14 protein-coding genes are annotated in these 16,373 nt (G+C 51.6%); 5 read left to right on the forward strand and 9 right to left on the reverse strand.

What is annotated here, in order from left to right; genetic code table 11:
- Positions 1 to 11: 11 nt before the first annotated feature.
- The gene (locus IMY23_RS17820; RefSeq protein ID WP_192823372.1) at positions 12 to 2,963 is read right to left on the reverse strand and encodes a M1 family metallopeptidase; all 2,952 of its coding nucleotides are present in this window, start codon (positions 2,961 to 2,963) and stop codon (positions 12 to 14) included.
- Positions 2,964 to 3,481: 518 nt separating this feature from the next.
- On the opposite strand from IMY23_RS17820, the gene IMY23_RS17825 reads away from it, so the two are divergent.
- The 4 genes from IMY23_RS17825 to IMY23_RS17840 all read left to right on the forward strand — a co-directional run bounded on the left by IMY23_RS17825 (position 3,482) and on the right by IMY23_RS17840 (position 7,901).
- On the forward strand, positions 3,482 to 4,798 hold the full coding sequence (locus tag IMY23_RS17825) for an amidohydrolase (RefSeq protein WP_192823373.1): 1,317 nt from the start codon (positions 3,482 to 3,484) through the stop codon (positions 4,796 to 4,798).
- A gap of 15 nt (positions 4,799 to 4,813) precedes the next feature.
- Positions 4,814 to 5,482: a hypothetical protein gene (locus IMY23_RS17830; RefSeq protein ID WP_192823374.1), complete on the forward strand. Its 669-nt coding sequence runs from the start codon at positions 4,814 to 4,816 to the stop codon at positions 5,480 to 5,482.
- Between the two features lie 145 nt (positions 5,483 to 5,627).
- Entirely contained in the window at positions 5,628 to 6,950 is a 1,323-nt protein-coding gene (locus IMY23_RS17835) for an amidohydrolase (protein ID WP_192823375.1), read from the forward strand.
- A 75-nt stretch (positions 6,951 to 7,025) separates the two neighbouring features.
- Entirely contained in the window at positions 7,026 to 7,901 is an 876-nt protein-coding gene (locus tag IMY23_RS17840; RefSeq protein WP_192823376.1) for a RimK family alpha-L-glutamate ligase, read from the forward strand.
- A 361-nt stretch (positions 7,902 to 8,262) separates the two neighbouring features.
- On the opposite strand, the gene IMY23_RS17845 is transcribed toward IMY23_RS17840, so the two are convergent.
- From IMY23_RS17845 to IMY23_RS17870, 6 genes are all read right to left on the reverse strand, one after another.
- Entirely contained in the window at positions 8,263 to 9,039 is a 777-nt protein-coding gene (locus IMY23_RS17845; protein ID WP_192823377.1) for an SDR family oxidoreductase, read from the reverse strand.
- Between the two features lie 283 nt (positions 9,040 to 9,322).
- A complete protein-coding gene (rplS, locus tag IMY23_RS17850) occupies positions 9,323 to 9,679 on the reverse strand; it encodes a 50S ribosomal protein L19 (protein ID WP_192823378.1) in 357 nt (118 codons plus the stop codon).
- An 89-nt stretch (positions 9,680 to 9,768) separates the two neighbouring features.
- On the reverse strand, positions 9,769 to 10,452 hold the full coding sequence (gene trmD / locus IMY23_RS17855; protein ID WP_192823379.1) for a tRNA (guanosine(37)-N1)-methyltransferase TrmD: 684 nt from the start codon (positions 10,450 to 10,452) through the stop codon (positions 9,769 to 9,771).
- Complete coding sequence (rimM, locus tag IMY23_RS17860; protein WP_192823380.1) at positions 10,439 to 11,032, reverse strand: ribosome maturation factor RimM; 594 nt, start codon at positions 11,030 to 11,032, stop codon at positions 10,439 to 10,441. Before rimM ends, trmD begins: the two co-directional genes overlap by 14 nt.
- A gap of 12 nt (positions 11,033 to 11,044) precedes the next feature.
- The gene (locus IMY23_RS17865) at positions 11,045 to 11,614 is read right to left on the reverse strand and encodes a 30S ribosomal protein S16 (protein ID WP_192823381.1); all 570 of its coding nucleotides are present in this window, start codon (positions 11,612 to 11,614) and stop codon (positions 11,045 to 11,047) included.
- 169 nt (positions 11,615 to 11,783) lie between these two features.
- Entirely contained in the window at positions 11,784 to 13,442 is a 1,659-nt protein-coding gene (locus IMY23_RS17870; protein ID WP_192823382.1) for a sulfatase-like hydrolase/transferase, read from the reverse strand.
- A 41-nt stretch (positions 13,443 to 13,483) separates the two neighbouring features.
- Between IMY23_RS17870 and IMY23_RS17875 the strand changes: the two genes are divergently transcribed.
- Positions 13,484 to 14,599 (forward strand): DUF418 domain-containing protein, encoded by a 1,116-nt coding sequence (locus tag IMY23_RS17875; RefSeq protein WP_192823383.1) that lies wholly within the window; start codon positions 13,484 to 13,486, stop codon positions 14,597 to 14,599.
- Positions 14,600 to 14,669: 70 nt separating this feature from the next.
- Here the strand turns inward: IMY23_RS17875 and IMY23_RS17880 are convergent, their stop codons facing one another.
- Both IMY23_RS17880 and IMY23_RS17885 read right to left on the reverse strand, forming a co-directional pair.
- Positions 14,670 to 15,404, reverse strand: coding sequence for an acyl-CoA desaturase (locus IMY23_RS17880; protein WP_192823384.1), 735 nt, complete (start codon positions 15,402 to 15,404; stop codon positions 14,670 to 14,672).
- Between the two features lie 245 nt (positions 15,405 to 15,649).
- A complete protein-coding gene (locus IMY23_RS17885; protein WP_225986546.1) occupies positions 15,650 to 16,327 on the reverse strand; it encodes an RluA family pseudouridine synthase in 678 nt (225 codons plus the stop codon).
- Positions 16,328 to 16,373 lie beyond the last annotated feature (46 nt).

The raw sequence follows: 16,373 nt of genomic DNA on the forward strand, positions 1-16,373 counted from the left end.
TCGCAGGGTTATTACTGCAGTTCGTCTATCAGTTTGAACGGGTGCAGCATGTTTACGTGGAGCGAGTACCTGATGCTTTTGGCGAATTCCTTGGGGCTCTGCGGCACGCTCTTCTCAAAGTTGCTGCCGGCCACCGGCAAGTACAGTTTAAAGGCTTTGTTCAAGATGGCCAATTCCAGGCCAGCCCCATAAAAGGTTTTGTCCAGTTCCTGAATTCGGCCCAAATCTAGGTAAGCGGTAAAGGGCGTGACCGGTAAATCTACTGAAAGGTTGAGCGCGGCCAGCCACTCACGGCTGTAGAGCGAGAGCGGGTTCCGGAAACCTCCGTCCTGGCGGTCTGTCTGCCGGATGGCGCCTGGGCCCTGGGTGTTCAAGTCAGCGCGGTTAAGGAAGGGCGTCTGTTTCAGGTAATCTGGGCTGCCAGCCATGCTCAGCACCACGGGGCCGTTGATTTGTTCATCGGTTCCTAGAAATCCTATAAACGCGCGGGCCCTCACCTGTTTGTCTGGTCTGTAATGGTGCCAGTTGTCAATGGAAAGCCGGAAGCGCGTGGGCCCCACCACAGTTTTTTTAGAGGAAGACCACGTGGCGTCGCCGTTAGGTGAAAGGAGCAGGAGCGGCGTCTCTACTTCTTGCCTGAACTGCGTGGCGTCTACCTCCACGCGGCTGCCGGCAATGGCGTTTTTGACTTCCATGGAATATGCAATGCGCGGCGCGTGCAGCGTGTAAAGGTTTTTCTCTTTCACATAATGCCAGGCCAGGGAAAGCTGTTGCCGGGGCGTGGCCGCGGTGTTGAGCCGGTTATGGAACGTGAGGCTGGGCACCACGGTGTGGTAATCGGCAAACCGTTGGGCATGCGCGCCTAGTATGATTTTGCGCACGGCGCCTTCGGTCCTGAATTTAAGATAGAGGTCGGCCAAACCCGTTACCTGCCCACTTTTGAACCCGTACATAGGCATGACCAGGAAATTGACTTTGCGTTCAGTGACCAGGCTGTTGTAGAACACGGCGCCCAGTTGCAGGCCGTCTACGGTGTTGAAACCGCCGCTGGGCAGCCAGAACAGTTGCTTGCGGTCAATGCGGTTCACGCTGGCCAGGAATTTCAGGTGCAGGGGCTCGGCCTTCGGGAAGGTGGCGTTGAAACGGTATTGGTTGTCTCGGCGGTCCTGCTCCATGAAATAATAGTGGGGGTCCAGCACCACGCGGTCAGCGGCGGCATGGGTGGGCAGGGTCACGGTTTGGTCAAAGGTACCGGGCTTGGTCCAGACGGAGGACAAGATGCCGCCTTTGGCATCCAGCACGGCCACTTCCACGGGCAGCGCCAGTTTGCCCGTCTGTTTCACCTGCACCGTAATTTGGTCAATGGTTTTGGTAACATTGACCAGTTTCGCGTCTGGAATAGCCCTGGAAGGCAGCAAATCTTTAAAAAACCAGTCCAGCTTCTCCCCGGTGGAGGCCTCCAGCTCGCGCTGCAGATCATCAGGATAAGGGTGCCGGAACTTCCATTTCTGGTAATAGGCTTGCATGGCGCGGTCAAAGCGGTCTGTGCCCAGGTATTTTTCCAGGTACTGAAACAGGTAGCTGGTTTTGAGGTACACGCCAAAACCGTAGTTGATGTACCGGAACTGCTGAGACGGCAAAGAAACGGCTTGATCCAACCCGCGGCTGGACCCAGATAGAAAACCTTCTGCGTCAACGGCGGCGGCGGGCACTTCCTTCAAGCCCAGCAGTTCGCGCAGCGAAGGATCTTCCACCTGGTTTGACATCATGCCGGCGTACGGAATGCGGCGCAGCTTTATGCGGGTTTCGTAATACGTGTTAATGCCTTCGTCCATCCAGGGGAATTCCCGTTCATTGCTAGCCAGAATGCCGTAAAACCAGTTGTGACCCACTTCATGGATAATGGCGTCTGGGTCTGTGACCGTGACCATGGGGTATTCCATGCCGGCCCCCGCGCTCAAGGCGCCGTCTACGGCGGTGGCGTGCGCATACCGGTAATCTCCTAACCACAGCGAGTAATAATACACCGCGTCATTGATGTCCTGCAGGCTGTTCACCCAGGTGGCCGCGTCTGTGTTGGTGAACAGCAGCCAGGTGGTGACGGTGCGTTTAGAGGCCGGAAGCGTGACCTGGCCCTTCAAGACGTTGAACCGCTTGTCTGCGAACCACGCAAAGTCATGGATTCTGTCTTGTTTGTAATGCAGGGTCTTGGTTTGCCTGGCCGAGGCCGGGAATTCCAGATCATCCGGCGGAAACGTGGAGATGGCTTTCGTGACCTGGGCCAGGCTGTCCATGCGGGCTACTTCTGAGGCGGTCTGCAGTACGCCGGTGGCGCCCACGGTGTAATTGGCCGGCAAGGTGATTTTCACGTCAAACGTCCCGAACTCCGAGTAGAATTCGCCTTGGTCCAGGTAGGGCATGGGGTGCCAGCCGTTTTTGTCATACACCGCCGGTTTAGGGTACCACTGCGTGATTTGGTACGATTGATCCACATGCCCCAGCCGCGAGAAAGACTCCGGTAATTGCACTTTGAACGGCGTGGTGATGGTAATGCGGCTGCCCGGGGCCAGCGGTTGGTTTAAGGTCAGTTTGGCGATGTCTGGGTGCTTGGCGTCTAGTTCCCATTTCACCTTTTGCCCGTTCACCTTAAAATCAAGGCTGTCAATAAAACCCCGCTCATACTTCCTTGAAAAGTGGAATTCGGGCTCCTGGTTGAGCAACTGCTGCTTCGCGAAGGCTGTTTTGCGGTTTTGGTAAGCGTTGGGCCACAGGTGGAAATACAGGAACGTAAGCGTCTGAGGCGAATTGTTGACATACTCAATCTCCTGGCTGGCGTGTAAGAGGTGCTCTTCGTCATTGAGGGTGACCGCCATTTTATAATTGACCTCCTGCTGCCAATAGGCTTGGCCCGCGGCCGAAAGGGAAAGTAGAAAAAGTAAAAAGGTAAAAAATCTTTGAGCCATAGAAACGGTGAGAATTCGGCATAAAATTAAGTCAAAGTCTTTGAAGCAGCCCCTCTTTTTGCCGGAAAGGTTCTGTTTTCTTGCTCATTTCTTGAAACATAGCCAAAAACAGGAAGGCGGGCGCCAAAAAACGTAGCGCACCAGGGCGCAACACCTACTCAACGGCAAGATCTTCTCAAACTGTATTTCGGCCGTTTACATTCCTTTTGAATAATAACTTGGGGAAGGAGGAAATTTCCAGATTGGAAGGGCTTTCCCGTTTTCTTGGCTTGTCCCCGGCAAGCCAAGGCCTGTATTTCTGGTTTCTGCGTTCATCTTCCGGCCTGTTATGAAGATGGATTGCCGTTTTCGGGCTCATTTATGAAAACGAAGCCAAAAACGGAAAGGCAAAACTAGATTATGCTTTCTGCGCGCCAGCCTGTATTTTAGATGCGTTTCTGGGCTCATTTCTGAAAACGAAGCCAAAAACGGAATTCTTTGCTGTAACGTCCTCGCACCAACCTAACCAAACAACACCCATGTTCTCGCCCAAAAAATGCGCCTTGGCGCTCTTCACGCTGGCTTCTGTTGCTTCGGCGCACGCCCAGAAAAGTAACCTGCACAGCCAGATTGACCAACTCGCCGACAAGCTGGAACCCAAAGTCATCCAGTGGCGCCGCGATTTCCACCAGTTCCCCGAACTGAGCAACCGCGAGGTGAAGACCGCAGAGAAAATTGCCGCCCATCTAAAATCTTTGGGCCTGGAAGTGCAGACCGGAGTAGCCAAAACCGGCGTAGTGGCCATCTTAAAAGGCGGTCAGCCTGGCCCCGTAGTCGCCCTGCGCGCCGATATGGATGCCCTGCCCGTGACCGAGCGCAACAGCCTGCCGTTTGCTTCTAAAGTGCGCACCACGTTCAACAACCAGGAAGTGGACGTGATGCACGCTTGCGGCCATGACACGCACGTGGCCATGCTCATGGGCGCCGCCGAAATCCTGGTGCAGCACAAAAAAGACATCAAAGGCACCATCAAGTTTATTTTTCAGCCCGCTGAAGAAGGAGCCCCAGCCGGCGAGGAAGGCGGCGCTGACCTCATGGTACGCCAAGGCGTGCTGAGCAACCCCACCGTTGACGCCATCTTCGGGATTCATATCAACGCCGCCACTGAGGTAGGCACCATGAAATACCGGCCCATGGGCACCATGGCCAGCTCAGACAATTTCAAGATCAAGGTGAAGGGCAGACAGGCGCACGGTGCGTATCCCTGGTCCAGTATTGACCCCATTGTGGTGTCGGCGCAGATTATCAACGGCATTCAGACCATTGTGAGCCGGCAGATGGAACTCACCTCAGACGCGGCCGTGATTACGGTGGGCGCTATCCATGGCGGCGTGCGTTCCAACATTATTCCGGAGGAAGTGGAGATGATCGGCACCATCCGATCCCTGGACGCTACCATGCAACAGCAACTCCACGAGAAACTGAAACGCACCGCCGAGCTCATTGCCGCCAGCGCCGGGGCCACCGCCGAAGTGACCATCACCAAACAGACGCCCGTCACCTACAACCACGTTGCCCTCACCGCGCACATGCTGCCCACCCTGGAGCGCGTAGCAGGCAAACCCAACGTACACCTCACCAAAGCCGTGACCGGGGCCGAGGACTTCGCGTTTTTCCAGGAGAAAGTGCCGGGCGTGTACCTGTTTGTAGGCGGTATGCCCAAAGGTCAGGACCCGTCCAAAGCGCCTTCGCACCACACCCCAGATTTTTTCATAGACGAAAGCGGGATGAAGCTGGGCATGCGCACGCTGGCGTACATGGCCGTAGATTATTTGAATAACCCGATGAAGAAGTAGGAAAGTAATTTTAACATGATGGATTTAAACTTATTTATCAAGTCTAATAATTTGGAAGAAAAGGATTCTGGAGAAGTTTCTTACTTCATCTGGGACAATTCATCTAGTTTATCTATTACTGATAAGATTAATTTATCATTCCAGTTTTTTGAAGAAAATCCATCATATGGAAGTGCGCTTCACTGGGCTGTGCATTACAAGGAATTTTCTAGTCTAAACAAAAGCATATTTTGGAGTAAATATAAATTCTACCTAAACTCTAACATGTTATGCCATAAAGAACAAATTGAGTACTCCTTATGGGTAGATTTCTTTGGAAGTTCTGATACTGGTGATGAAGCTTGGGAGGAATTAATAAACAATAGTTCTAATGAAAAAATAATTGAAGCTGTTCTACCAATATCTGGCCCAGTTCCATATTTTAAGAAAGAAGAACTTTATTTTAAGTTAATAGCTGATAAGAAATGGCACGAACTTATTCTTTTGAGTCTAGCAAGCAGTTTCTTTGATGTATATGGAAGCATAGATGTTATTAATGCAAGAAAAATTCTTGTGGCATTAGAAATTAATCAAGGGGGCGAAACTTATAAGATTTTTAATGAATATATATTTAAATATAATTCGAAAGAAGATTATCAGGAACATGTTTTAAGTCAGATTAAGCACTCAAAGAGATTTAACTAGATTCTCTAGAAATGTAAATGAATTCGCTAGCCTTCCCTATTTCCTTCACTCTATAACCCCACCCAAAATTCCTTTTCCCACCTCCACCGCGTACCTTTGTTTTCGGGCCCGTTTCTGAAATGGAGCCCGAAAACGGAAACTCGCTATGTCTCTCCAGAAACTTCTCCAGATAATATTCGCGCTGGCTTTAATCAATTTTCCTGCTTTGGCTCAGGCGCAGGACTTACAGGCCCAGATTGCCCAGCTCGCAGACAAGATTGAGCCCAAGGTCATTCAGTGGCGCCGCGAACTGCACCAAAATCCCGAGTTGGGAAACTTCGAAGTCAAGACCGCTGAGAAAATCGCCAAGCACCTCAAAGCCCTGGGCCTGGACGTGCAGACCGGCGTCGCCAGAACCGGCGTGGTGGCAATCTTAAAAGGCGGAAAGCCCGGCCCTGTAGTCGCGCTGCGCGCCGATATGGATGCGCTGCCAGTGACCGAGAACAATACGCATAACCTGCCGTTCACGTCAAAAGTGAAGACCACCTTTGAGGGCCAACAAGTGGGCGTGATGCATGCCTGTGGCCATGACGCCCACGTGGCCATGCTCATGGGCGTGGCCGAAGTGCTCAGCAGCCTCAAGAAAGACCTGAAAGGCACCGTGAAATTCGTGTTTCAGCCCGCCGAAGAAGGTTCCGCGCCCGGACAAGTAGGCGGTGCGAAACTGATGGTGCAGGAAGGAGTGCTCCAAAACCCGAAAGTGGACGCCATTTTCGGGCTGCACATACGCTCAGACGTGGAGGTGGGCACCATCGCGTACCGTCCGCAAGGCATGATGGCCAGCTCAGACAACTTCAAAATCACCGTGAAAGGCCAGCAGGCCCACGGCGGCACCCCTTGGATGGGCGTGGACCCAGTGGTGACCTCGGCGTACATTATCACCGCCCTGCAGACCATTGTGAGCCGAAGCCTGGACGTGACCAATGCCGCAGCTATCTTAACGGTGGGTGCCATCAATGGCGGGGTGCGCGCCAACATTGTGCCCAGCCAGGTGGAGATGATTGGCACCATCCGGGCGCTGGACGTGCCCATGCAGCAAAAGATTCATGAACGCTTACGGCAAACAGTCAACGGTATTGCCACCGGCGCGGGCGCCACGGCGGAGGTTTCCATTCAGGAGATGACGCCCGTGACCTATAACCACGAAGCGCTCACCGCCCACATGCTGTCTGCCCTGCAACGCGCCGCCGGGTCTGCCAACGTGAAACTGACCAAACCCGTGACCATTGCCGAGGACTTCGCTTATTTCCAGCAACAAATTCCGGGTCTGTATCTCTTTTTAGGCGGTATGCCGAAAGGTCAGCATCCTGCAACGGCTCCCTCGCACCATACGCCAGATTTTTTCATAGACGAAAGCGGCATGAAGTTGGGTGTGAAAGCCTTGGCCACACTAGCCGTGGAATACCTGGCCAATCCATTGAAAAAATAACCGTTTTCGGGCTCATTTTCAGAAACGGAGCCAAAAACGGAAACCCATAAAAAAACTTCTAACCCTTTCTTTGCTTTGAAACTAGCCTTAGTTACCTATTCTGAAATTCACAGCTACGGTTCGGTGAGCAGCGCAGAAGACGGCGTGCTCACCAGTTACCTCACCTCCAAAGGCCTTGACATCACCCCCGAGGTCTGGGATGACCCCAACGTGAACTGGCAGCAATATGATCTGGCTCTTTTTAAATCGCCGTGGGATTATTTTGACAAGTTTGACCAATTCCAGGCGTGGCTAGAGAAGATGGAAAACGTGGGCCTTCGCACGCTCAACCCCATCTCCACCGTGAAATGGAACGCCGACAAACATTACCTGCTGGAAATCCAGGAATCGGGTTTGCCCATTGTGCCCACCGCGTTGCTCAAGCGCGGACAAGTCGTGGACTTAGAGCAGTTTTACACGAAATTCAACACAGACAAAATCATCATCAAACCCACGGTAAGCGGTGGCGCTAAAAACACTTTTATAGTGAAGCATGCCCAGCAGCAAGAAGTGTTGACGAAGTTGCAGGAACTGTTGGTTTCTGAAGATTACCTGGCCCAGCCGTTCATGCCGCAGATTCAGGAAGAAGGGGAGTGGTCGTTCTTATTTTTCAACGGCAATTATAGCCACACTGTGCTAAAGTCTGCCAAGGCCGGCGATTTCAGGGTGCAGCATTTCTTCGGGGGCACCATCCATCCGCAGGAAGCTCCTGTGCATCTATTGCCCCAAGCCCAGAAACTGATAGACCTGTTTGCCCAAGGCTGCCTGTACGCCCGCGTAGACGGCATTGACGTGGACGGAGAATTGCAACTGATGGAACTGGAATTAATTGAGCCGTTCCTATTCCTGCACACCCATGAACCCGCACTTGAGAATTATTACCAGGCGTTGGTGACGTTGATGCAGAAGTGAATTTCTGGACAGTTAAATCACCACACAAGATTCATTCCTTTTGTCATTCTGAAGGAATCTTGTGAGCGAACTAAAAAATTCTTGCTCGCCTCTTTTTCTAGCACACATTCCAAAAATCCCCTCTCCCTCTGGGAGAGGGCTAGGGTGAGGGTTTATTCTTCAAAATCAGTTTATTGAATCTCCCTCATCCTAACCTTCTCCCAGAGGGAGAAGGGATGGCGCAAAGTAGGCTTTTCAGGGAGTCTTCTTTTCTGGCAACTTTGATGTTTAGCTAAAAACCCGTTTTCGGGCTCATTTCTTGAAACGAGCCCGAAAACGGGTTTTGCTTTTTCTTCCTGAAATATCCCAGGAAACAAATCGCTTACTCAGAAAACAAATTCACACTAAAGCCACCGTCTACCGCCAGGCATTGGCCGGTAATGTACGCAGCGGCGGGCATGCACAAAAACGCCACGGCAGCCGCCACATCCTCGGGGTTGCCAATGCTCTTGAGCGGGGTGCGGTCCAGCACGCTTTTCAGGAATTCTGGGTTCTGCAGCACGGTTTCGGCCAAGGGTGTTCTGATGTACCAGGGCGCCACGCAGTTCACCCTAATCTTGTCTGCGGCCCATTCCACGGCCAGGTTTTTGGAGAGCTGCACCAGCGCCGCCTTGGTCATGCCGTAGATAGCGCCCGTGCGCAAATGTCCCAACCCCGCCACCGACGACACATTGATTACATTGCCCTGTTCTGACCCCTGCAGCAAGGGATAGGACAAGCGGCACAGCTCAAACGCTGAGGTCAGGTTGGTCTGCAGCAGAAAGTTGTATTCCTCTGGGCTGTATTCCTTTACTTTCTTGCGCACGTTGGTACCCACGTTGTTCACCAGAATGTCCAGCCGGCCCCACGTATTTTCTATCAGTTGAATCAGGTTGTGGCGATCGGCGGGCAGGCTTACGTCGGCTACCATGCCAGAGGCGTTCAGGCCCCGGCTGCGCCAGCTGGTCACGGCCTGGTTCACGTCCAGTTCCTTGCGGGCCACAATCAAGACTTCGGCTCCCAACGTCAATAATTCTTCAGCAATGGCGGCGCCTATTCCTTTGGTACCACCCGTGACCAGGGCCCGGCGGCCTTCTAAATTCCAACGGTTCTGTTGCATGTTCTTCGGTTCGTGTCAAAAAACAAGTCTACGTAGAAATCTTTAATTGTTGGTTGTTTACGGCTGATTGTTCAAAATGCGTTTTGGGGCTCATTTCTGGAAACGAAGCCAAAAACACATGAGTGGGTGCCAACGAATCTGGAAACCTAAACCAGCGAAAAGAAGGGGAGAACTCGCTGCACCAGACTTTAAAAACAATCAGCAATCAACAACAAAAAAAGCCGGTCTGTTGAGACCGGCTTTTCTGAAACTAAAACTAGGGAAATCTAGGGGAAGGGAAGTCCTATCCTCTTCTTTCTTTGATACGGGCAGCCTTACCAGACAGACCTCTCAAGTAGAACAGACGGGCTCTTCTCACTTTACCGCGGCGGATTACCTCAATTTTCTCAATGTTAGGAGAAAGAACCGGGAAAATACGCTCAGTACCGATTTGGTTAGACACTTTTCTAACGGTGAACGTCTCACCAGTAGAGCCTGCATTTCTGCGTTGCAGCACCACGCCTTGGAATTGCTGGATACGCTCTTTGTTACCTTCACGTATTTTCACGTGGATGTTCACGGTGTCGCCAGCAGCAAAAGAAGGGATAGACGCGCGCTTCTCAGCGTATTCCTGCTGTACTAATTTGATTAATTCGCTCATGACTATGGTATAGTGTCTATTTTATCTGCAAAATTCGGATTGCAAAGATAGAATTTATTTTTTTAAATGTAAATCAAGAACCACTTTTTTTATAAAGGGTTCAGCAAATCAGGACGTAAGGCCTGCGTTCTGGCCACGGCCTGCTCAAAGCGCCACTCCTCTACTTTGGGCGTATTGCCAGACAAAAGAATCTCCGGTACGCCGTGTCCCTCAAAATCTGCGGGGCGGCTGTATACCGGCGGCGCCAGCAAATTGTCCTGGAAAGAGTCTGAGAGCGCACTGCTTTCGTCATTCAACACGCCTGGCAGAATTCTGATGATGGAGTCTGCCAAGACCGCCGCGGCTAGTTCTCCACCCGACAACACGTAGTCCCCAATGCTGATTTCATGGGTCACAAACAGGTCGCGCACGCGTTGGTCCACGCCTTTGTAATGGCCGCACAGAATGATGATGTTCTGCAGCAGTGACAACCGGTTGGCCATGGGCTGGTTCAGCGTCTGGCCGTCTGGGGTCATGTAAATCACCGCGTCATAGGGGCGCTGGGCTTGTAGTTCCCGTATGCACTTGGCAATGGGTTCCACCATCAAGACCATGCCGGCTCCTCCGCCGAAGGCGTAATCATCTATCTGCCCGTGCTTGTTGATGGCGTATTGCCGAAGGTCGTGCAGCTGCACTTCCACCAGGCCTTTGTCCTGGGCACGTTTTAAGATAGAATGACTGAAGGGGCCGTCCAGTAAATGGGGTTGGCAGGTAATGATATCAAACCGTGTCATCGTCCTCGTCTTCCTCGCCGTCAATAGGCGGTTCCTCTAACTGGCGGTTAGAAGGTTGGGTGTAGACCTCCAGAAGTCCCTCGGGTAGGTTCACGTAAATTTTACGTTCTTCCTTGTTCGTGCGGAGCACAATCTCGTCCTGCACCGGAATCAAGACTTCGTGGCCCTGGTAGTCCATGGCCAGCAAATCTTGGTTGGGCAAGTCAAAGAACGTCTGTACCACGCCCAGCTCGCCTAAGGTTTCATCTACCACGGTGTAACCAATCACCTCATGGAAGTAGAATTGATCATCTTCCAGTTCAGGCAGTTGGTTCAGGGGCAGGTAAATGGCGGTGCCTTTGAGTTTCTCGGCCTCTTGTACGGACTTCACATCTTCAAACCTGATGATGCTGCGGCCGCGGTCCTGGGGGTTGAGGGCCTCAATGAAAAAAGGAACCAGCTTTCCGTTGATCAACAGAAAAACTGATTCCAATTCATCGTATTCCTCGGGGAAGTCCACGTCAAAAAACGCGACTACCTGGCCTTTGGTGCCATGCGTCTTCATGATGTACCCTAGCTGGAAGCAGGCATCTAAGTTCATGGCAAGGTAGAATTAAGCTTGTGCTTCTTCAGTTGCGTCAGCAGCAGGAGCGTCAGCGGCACCTTCGGTGGCTTCGCCTTCAGCTTCAGCGGCAGGAGCTTCTTCAGCTACCGGCTCTGGTGCAGGTGTGTTTTTCTTTTGGATAGCTTCAGCGCGGGCAGCGTTTACTTTTGCCTCAGCGTCAAGAGCAGCTTGTCTCTTAGCAGCTTTATCTGAACCTAATTTCTCTACTTTGCCAGAGATTTTAGCGTCTTTGGCGTCTTTCCACTCCTGGTAACGGGCATCTGCCGCCTCCTGCGTTACAGCACCTTTCAACACACCAATCTGTAAGTGTTTTCTGAACATAACACCGGTGTAAGAAAGCATGGCTTTTACGGTGTCAGTAGGCTGCGCGCCTTTCAATACCCACTCCAGCGCCTTGTCTTCATTGAAGTTGATTGTGGCGGGGTTGGTTAAGGGGTTGTACGTACCCAGTTTCTCAATGAAACGACCATCACGTGGTGAACGGGCATCTGCAACTACAATGTCATACATTGCAGCTTTTTTGCGGCCTCTGCGGGCCAGTCTGATTTTAACAGCCATAGCTAATTAGTTAAGTCGCCGGAACCCGTCCGGCATTGGGGTGCAAATGTACGAAGATAATTTGATTCTTCCGCAAGTGCTTGGGAGATAGTTGGTAGGTGACTAGGTAGTTTTCAGATTTCCGTTTTTGGGCTCATTTCTGGAAATGAAGCCGAAAACGGGATTTATTTCAATTTGCCTTTGAAGGATAAAACGGAATCAAGGAATGCGGCCCGCGGCCGAAGATATCACCCGCTAAAAACACGTTTGCCCCAGATGTGGAAGGCAAAGTGTCTAACAGCGACGGTCCGTAATTTTTACGCACCCAGCTTGGCGCATAGCCCTGCAACTGCAGCAGACTGGGGAAAATATGCGCGTGGCTGAAAACAGTTCTTGCTATCAAAGCCTTGGATGCGGTAGAAGGTGCCAATTGGGCGGGGTCCCAAATCCAAAGCGGGACGGCCGCCTCCTGAGGAGAGGTTTCATGCACCGAGGCATGCGTAAGGCTGATGCCGGCTTGGGAAAGATTCTGACCGTGGTCTGAGGTGTAGACAATCACCGTGCTGTCTTGGGGGGAAATGCCTTGCGTTACTTTTCGCCAGAATTCATCAACGGTCCAGCGCAGGGCGTTGTGGTAGGTGTTCAAGGTGCGTTCCGGGTCTTTGTAGAAGCTCCGTGATGCCAAAGCAGGCATGAAAAAAGTGGAATCAGTTGGATAAGTCTGTCCATAGGGCCAATGGGCGCCCGCTTTCACCACGTAGGCAAAAACCTTGCTTGGGTGCTTGGCTAACTGCGTAAGTCGTTCGGCCACCAATATGTCGCGCTGGTAATAAGGCGCATTGGGGTGCGCGCCGGCGGGACGTTCTACATGGTCAATGTATTTCAAATCTTCCGGACTCATGAAGTTCTGCAGGCCGTCATTGAGTTGCGCATCTATGTAATACGTGGTGTAACCCGCTTTTTTGGCGAACTGGAAAATGGTGCTTCGTGATAGCAGAGAAAACGCTTTGTCGGGCAAATCAGAAAGCTGCGCGCCACTGTATAACGCTAGGTTACTGCCTCCGCTCTGGTTGGTAAAGGCCCTTGAAATCCCGAAATCCTTTAACTGCTCCTGTATGGAAGCCAGAAAGGGCGTGGTGGCTAAACCCGGATTGTAAAGCGTCAGCTCGGTGGCCGTGATGCTTTCGTCCACAATAAGAAATAGATGGGGCACGCCCTCGGCAATTGGCTGAATTGTGACTTGCTCCCGCTGCGGTTGTGGCACTCGGTCAGAAACGGCCACCGCCAAGGTCAACGGTACCCGGTACATAGCCGGAAAATCATCCACTACGCCGGTGCTGGTTTTTATAAAAGCGAAGGCCCCCAAAGCAGAAAGAAAGAAAATGAAGGCGGTAGAGGGTGCAGATCGCCACTTTACGTGGTTTCGGACTTTTAATAAGATAAAAACAATGAAAGCGGCGCCCGCCAAAGCAAGGAAAAGGGAACTGCTGTAATTTAGTACCGCTGTACTGGCCAGGGCCAAGTTGTTCCAGGCCAACACCGCATCTGAATACATGAAATTATAACCGGTGACTAACCGATAGGCAAAACTGATGGTGAGGCTAGGGATTAGAAGGGCTAAGAAACCGATAAATAATTTCCGGCTTTGGTTGAACCACAGCAAAAGCAGGCTGCCAATTGATACCGCGAAGGTGAGCAGGTAAAGGAGGAGGCTTGTCAGACTATCCTGGAACAGCAGGTAATTGAGCAGAAAGTAGAGCCGGCCCGGGCGCATTTCTACCGTGGCTACGTAAAGGGCCAGCGCCCCTAGCAGAAATAACGGAATCCAGGGAGAGAAGCGCTGCCGCATAGATTTATGTAACTTGGGCTCAATTAGAAGCAACGAAGGTAATGGAACCGTCTCACACTGCCAATCAACTGCCCCAAACGGGTAGCCGTCTGCCCCAGGTGGACATGCTGCGCGGGTTTGCGTTGCTGGGCATCGGCCTTGAAAATATATTTACTATCCATTCCCCCAATGAAGTCTTCGCGCAATATGCTACCCAATATCCAGAAGGACTCAACCATTATTTGATCACAGGTTTGATGCTGCTGGTACGGGGCAAATTTTACCCCATTTTTTCACTGGTCTTCGGGATTGCCTTCGCGTTCAGTTTAGCCAAAGACGGGCCGTTGTATTTTACTAAAAGATTAGGCGTTTTTCTGGCATTAGGCCTATTGCAGGTGCTTTTTGTTTGGACCGGCGATGTGTTGCTACAATACGCTGCCATGGGCTTGCTGCTGGTTTTCTGCCGAAACTTGTCTGTCAGGGTGCTGCTAACCTTAAGTGCCTTGCTCTTAGCCTTTAGTTTTTTAGGCGCTGGCCTTTTCCCATCCACAACCGTGCAGCTCATGCCACCCGCCATTTACCAGACAGGCAGTTTTTGGGAAATTTCCAACGCAAGAATAACTGACTATTGTCAAAGTGTATTTACGTGGAACGCTCTTCTGTTTTACGCCAAGATTTTCGCCTTTATGGTGCTGGGGTACGCCGTGGCTAAAAGCGGATTCTTGCAGAAACTGCAACGGCCTTCAATCGCCCTTAAAACATTGGCAGTGCAAGCCGGGGTGGTGCTTGTCATGGTGCTGTTATTTCATGTCATGAGTTGGCGCGGGCAAGAGAACCCTGCCCAAAGCTGGCTTAAGAATGGTTTTCTGGCGGTTTACTTCTACGGGTTTGTGGCGAGTTATTCTTTGCTGCCCTTCGCGCTGCCTCAGATTCTTTCGCCCTTGCAAAAGCTGGGTCAGTTTACGCTTACGCATTATCTGCTGCAAAATTTAGTCTTCAGCTTGTTGCTATACGGCTATGGTTTTGGTTTGATGGGCACGTTGTCGCCGGGGCAATTGATGCTGGTGTATGTAATGCTTTTGGCGTGTCAGGTAGTAGCAACAGCTGTCTATGCAGCCTACTTTAAGCTAGGGCCCATGGAGTACCTGGTCAGAAAACTGGCCGGCTGGAAAGAATAAAGCCCGCCTGAAAAAAGAAAAAGCCCCGGCGTTGGCCGAGGCTTTTCTTATTTTTTTCAAGTAGCAGAGATTACGCTCTGGCCTTCTTCAGTTTAATGATGCCAATTTTATCTAATGTCCAGATAACCGGATAGGTAGGGTCTACTTCCCACCATTTCACCCCGAAGTTCACGCGGTTAGGCAGTTTGTGGTGGTTGTTCTGGAAAAGCTCGCCGCCGGTCAGGAAGTCAAAGAACAGGGAGTTACGGGACTTGTCATTATTGTCGAAATTCTGGTAGCCGTATTTGTGGCCGCTCCAGTTCACAATGGCGCCGTGCAATGGGCCCATCAAAAAGTGGAAAGGCAGGAGCAGGTACATCCACCAGAACTCAGCATAATTAATATAAATCAAAACGTAAATCACGCCCCAGGCCAAACGGGAACCCCAGTGGTCGCCAATGTTTTCCAGAAAGCGCCAGGTAGGGTAGTTGCCGTCAAAACGTTGCTCGGGCGCGGTGCGGTTGTTCAAAAAGTCATTGTAGATGTTCTTAGTCTTCCACATCATAGAGAAGGCGTTGCTGCTGAAATGCGGCGAATGCGGGTCACGCTCCGTGTCTGAGAACGCGTGGTGCATGCGGTGCATGATGGCATACGCCCTGGGCGACAGATAAGAAGAACCTTGGCTCACGTAGGTGAGCAGGAAGAAGAATTTTTCCCAGAATATGTTCATGGTGAACATTTTATGGGCGGCGTAGCGGTGCAGGTAAAAGGTCTGAACAAACAGGGACAAGTACCAATGGGCTACAAAGAAAAGAATGATAATCATGGTGCGATGGGCAATGTAAAATGGTAGAACCGGATAGGCTGCTTGCAGAGTAAAACAGCCGCCCCGTAAATAAGTTCACAAAACTACAACGCATTCCGCCAACCCCGCAATGCCCTTTTGCTAAAATTCCCCTAAACTGATATATATCATCCTTTTGCTATGTAAGCCGTGATTTTCAGCCGAATGGAAATTGGTTGCTTCCGTTTTCGGGCTCATTTCTGAAAATGAGCCCGAAAACGGAATGCCTAGGGTTGGAAAGGTTGCCAGATGGGCAGAGATGGGGGCGGGGCTTGTACGGTGATCCAGGTCTTGAGCACGGGATGTTCAAAACCCAGTTCGCGGGCGTGCAGGCAAATGCTTTTGTTGGGCATGGGTTCCGGCGCGCCGTATTTGAGGTCGCCCCAGATGGGGCATTTGAGCGAAGCCAGCTGCACCCGTATCTGGTGCGGCCGACCGGTGATGGGTATGACTTCAATCAGATGTTTGCCTGCGTGCGAGGTGAGAAGTTGGTAGCTGAGTTCGGCACGTTGGCTGCCTGGTTTTTCCTGGGTGAGTGCTTTGGTCACGTTGCGGGCGGCGTCTTTGATAAGCCAATGCACCAGGGTGCCAGCTTCTGGCTGTGGCGCGCGTTGCGTGAGGGCCCAGTAGGTTTTCTGCGTCTTGCGCGAGCTAAATTGCTCGTTTAAGCGGCTGAGCGCTTTGGAGGTCTTCGCCAACAACACCACGCCGCTTACCGGTCGGTCTAAGCGGTGCACCACGCCTACAAACACGTTGCCGGGCTTCTGGTATTTCTCCTTCAGGTATTCTTTGGCGAGTTCAGAAAGCGGCACATCACCGGTTTCATCGCCCTGCACCAACATTCCACTGGGTTTGTTTACCACTAGCAAGTGGTTGTCTTCCAGAAGGATGTCTAGCTTGCTCAATTGTTGATTGTTTATGGTTGATTGTTTATTGCTGATAAAAACAATC

The organism is Rufibacter sp. LB8 (assembly GCF_014876185.1).
Classification (GTDB): Bacteria; Bacteroidota; Bacteroidia; order Cytophagales; family Hymenobacteraceae; genus Nibribacter.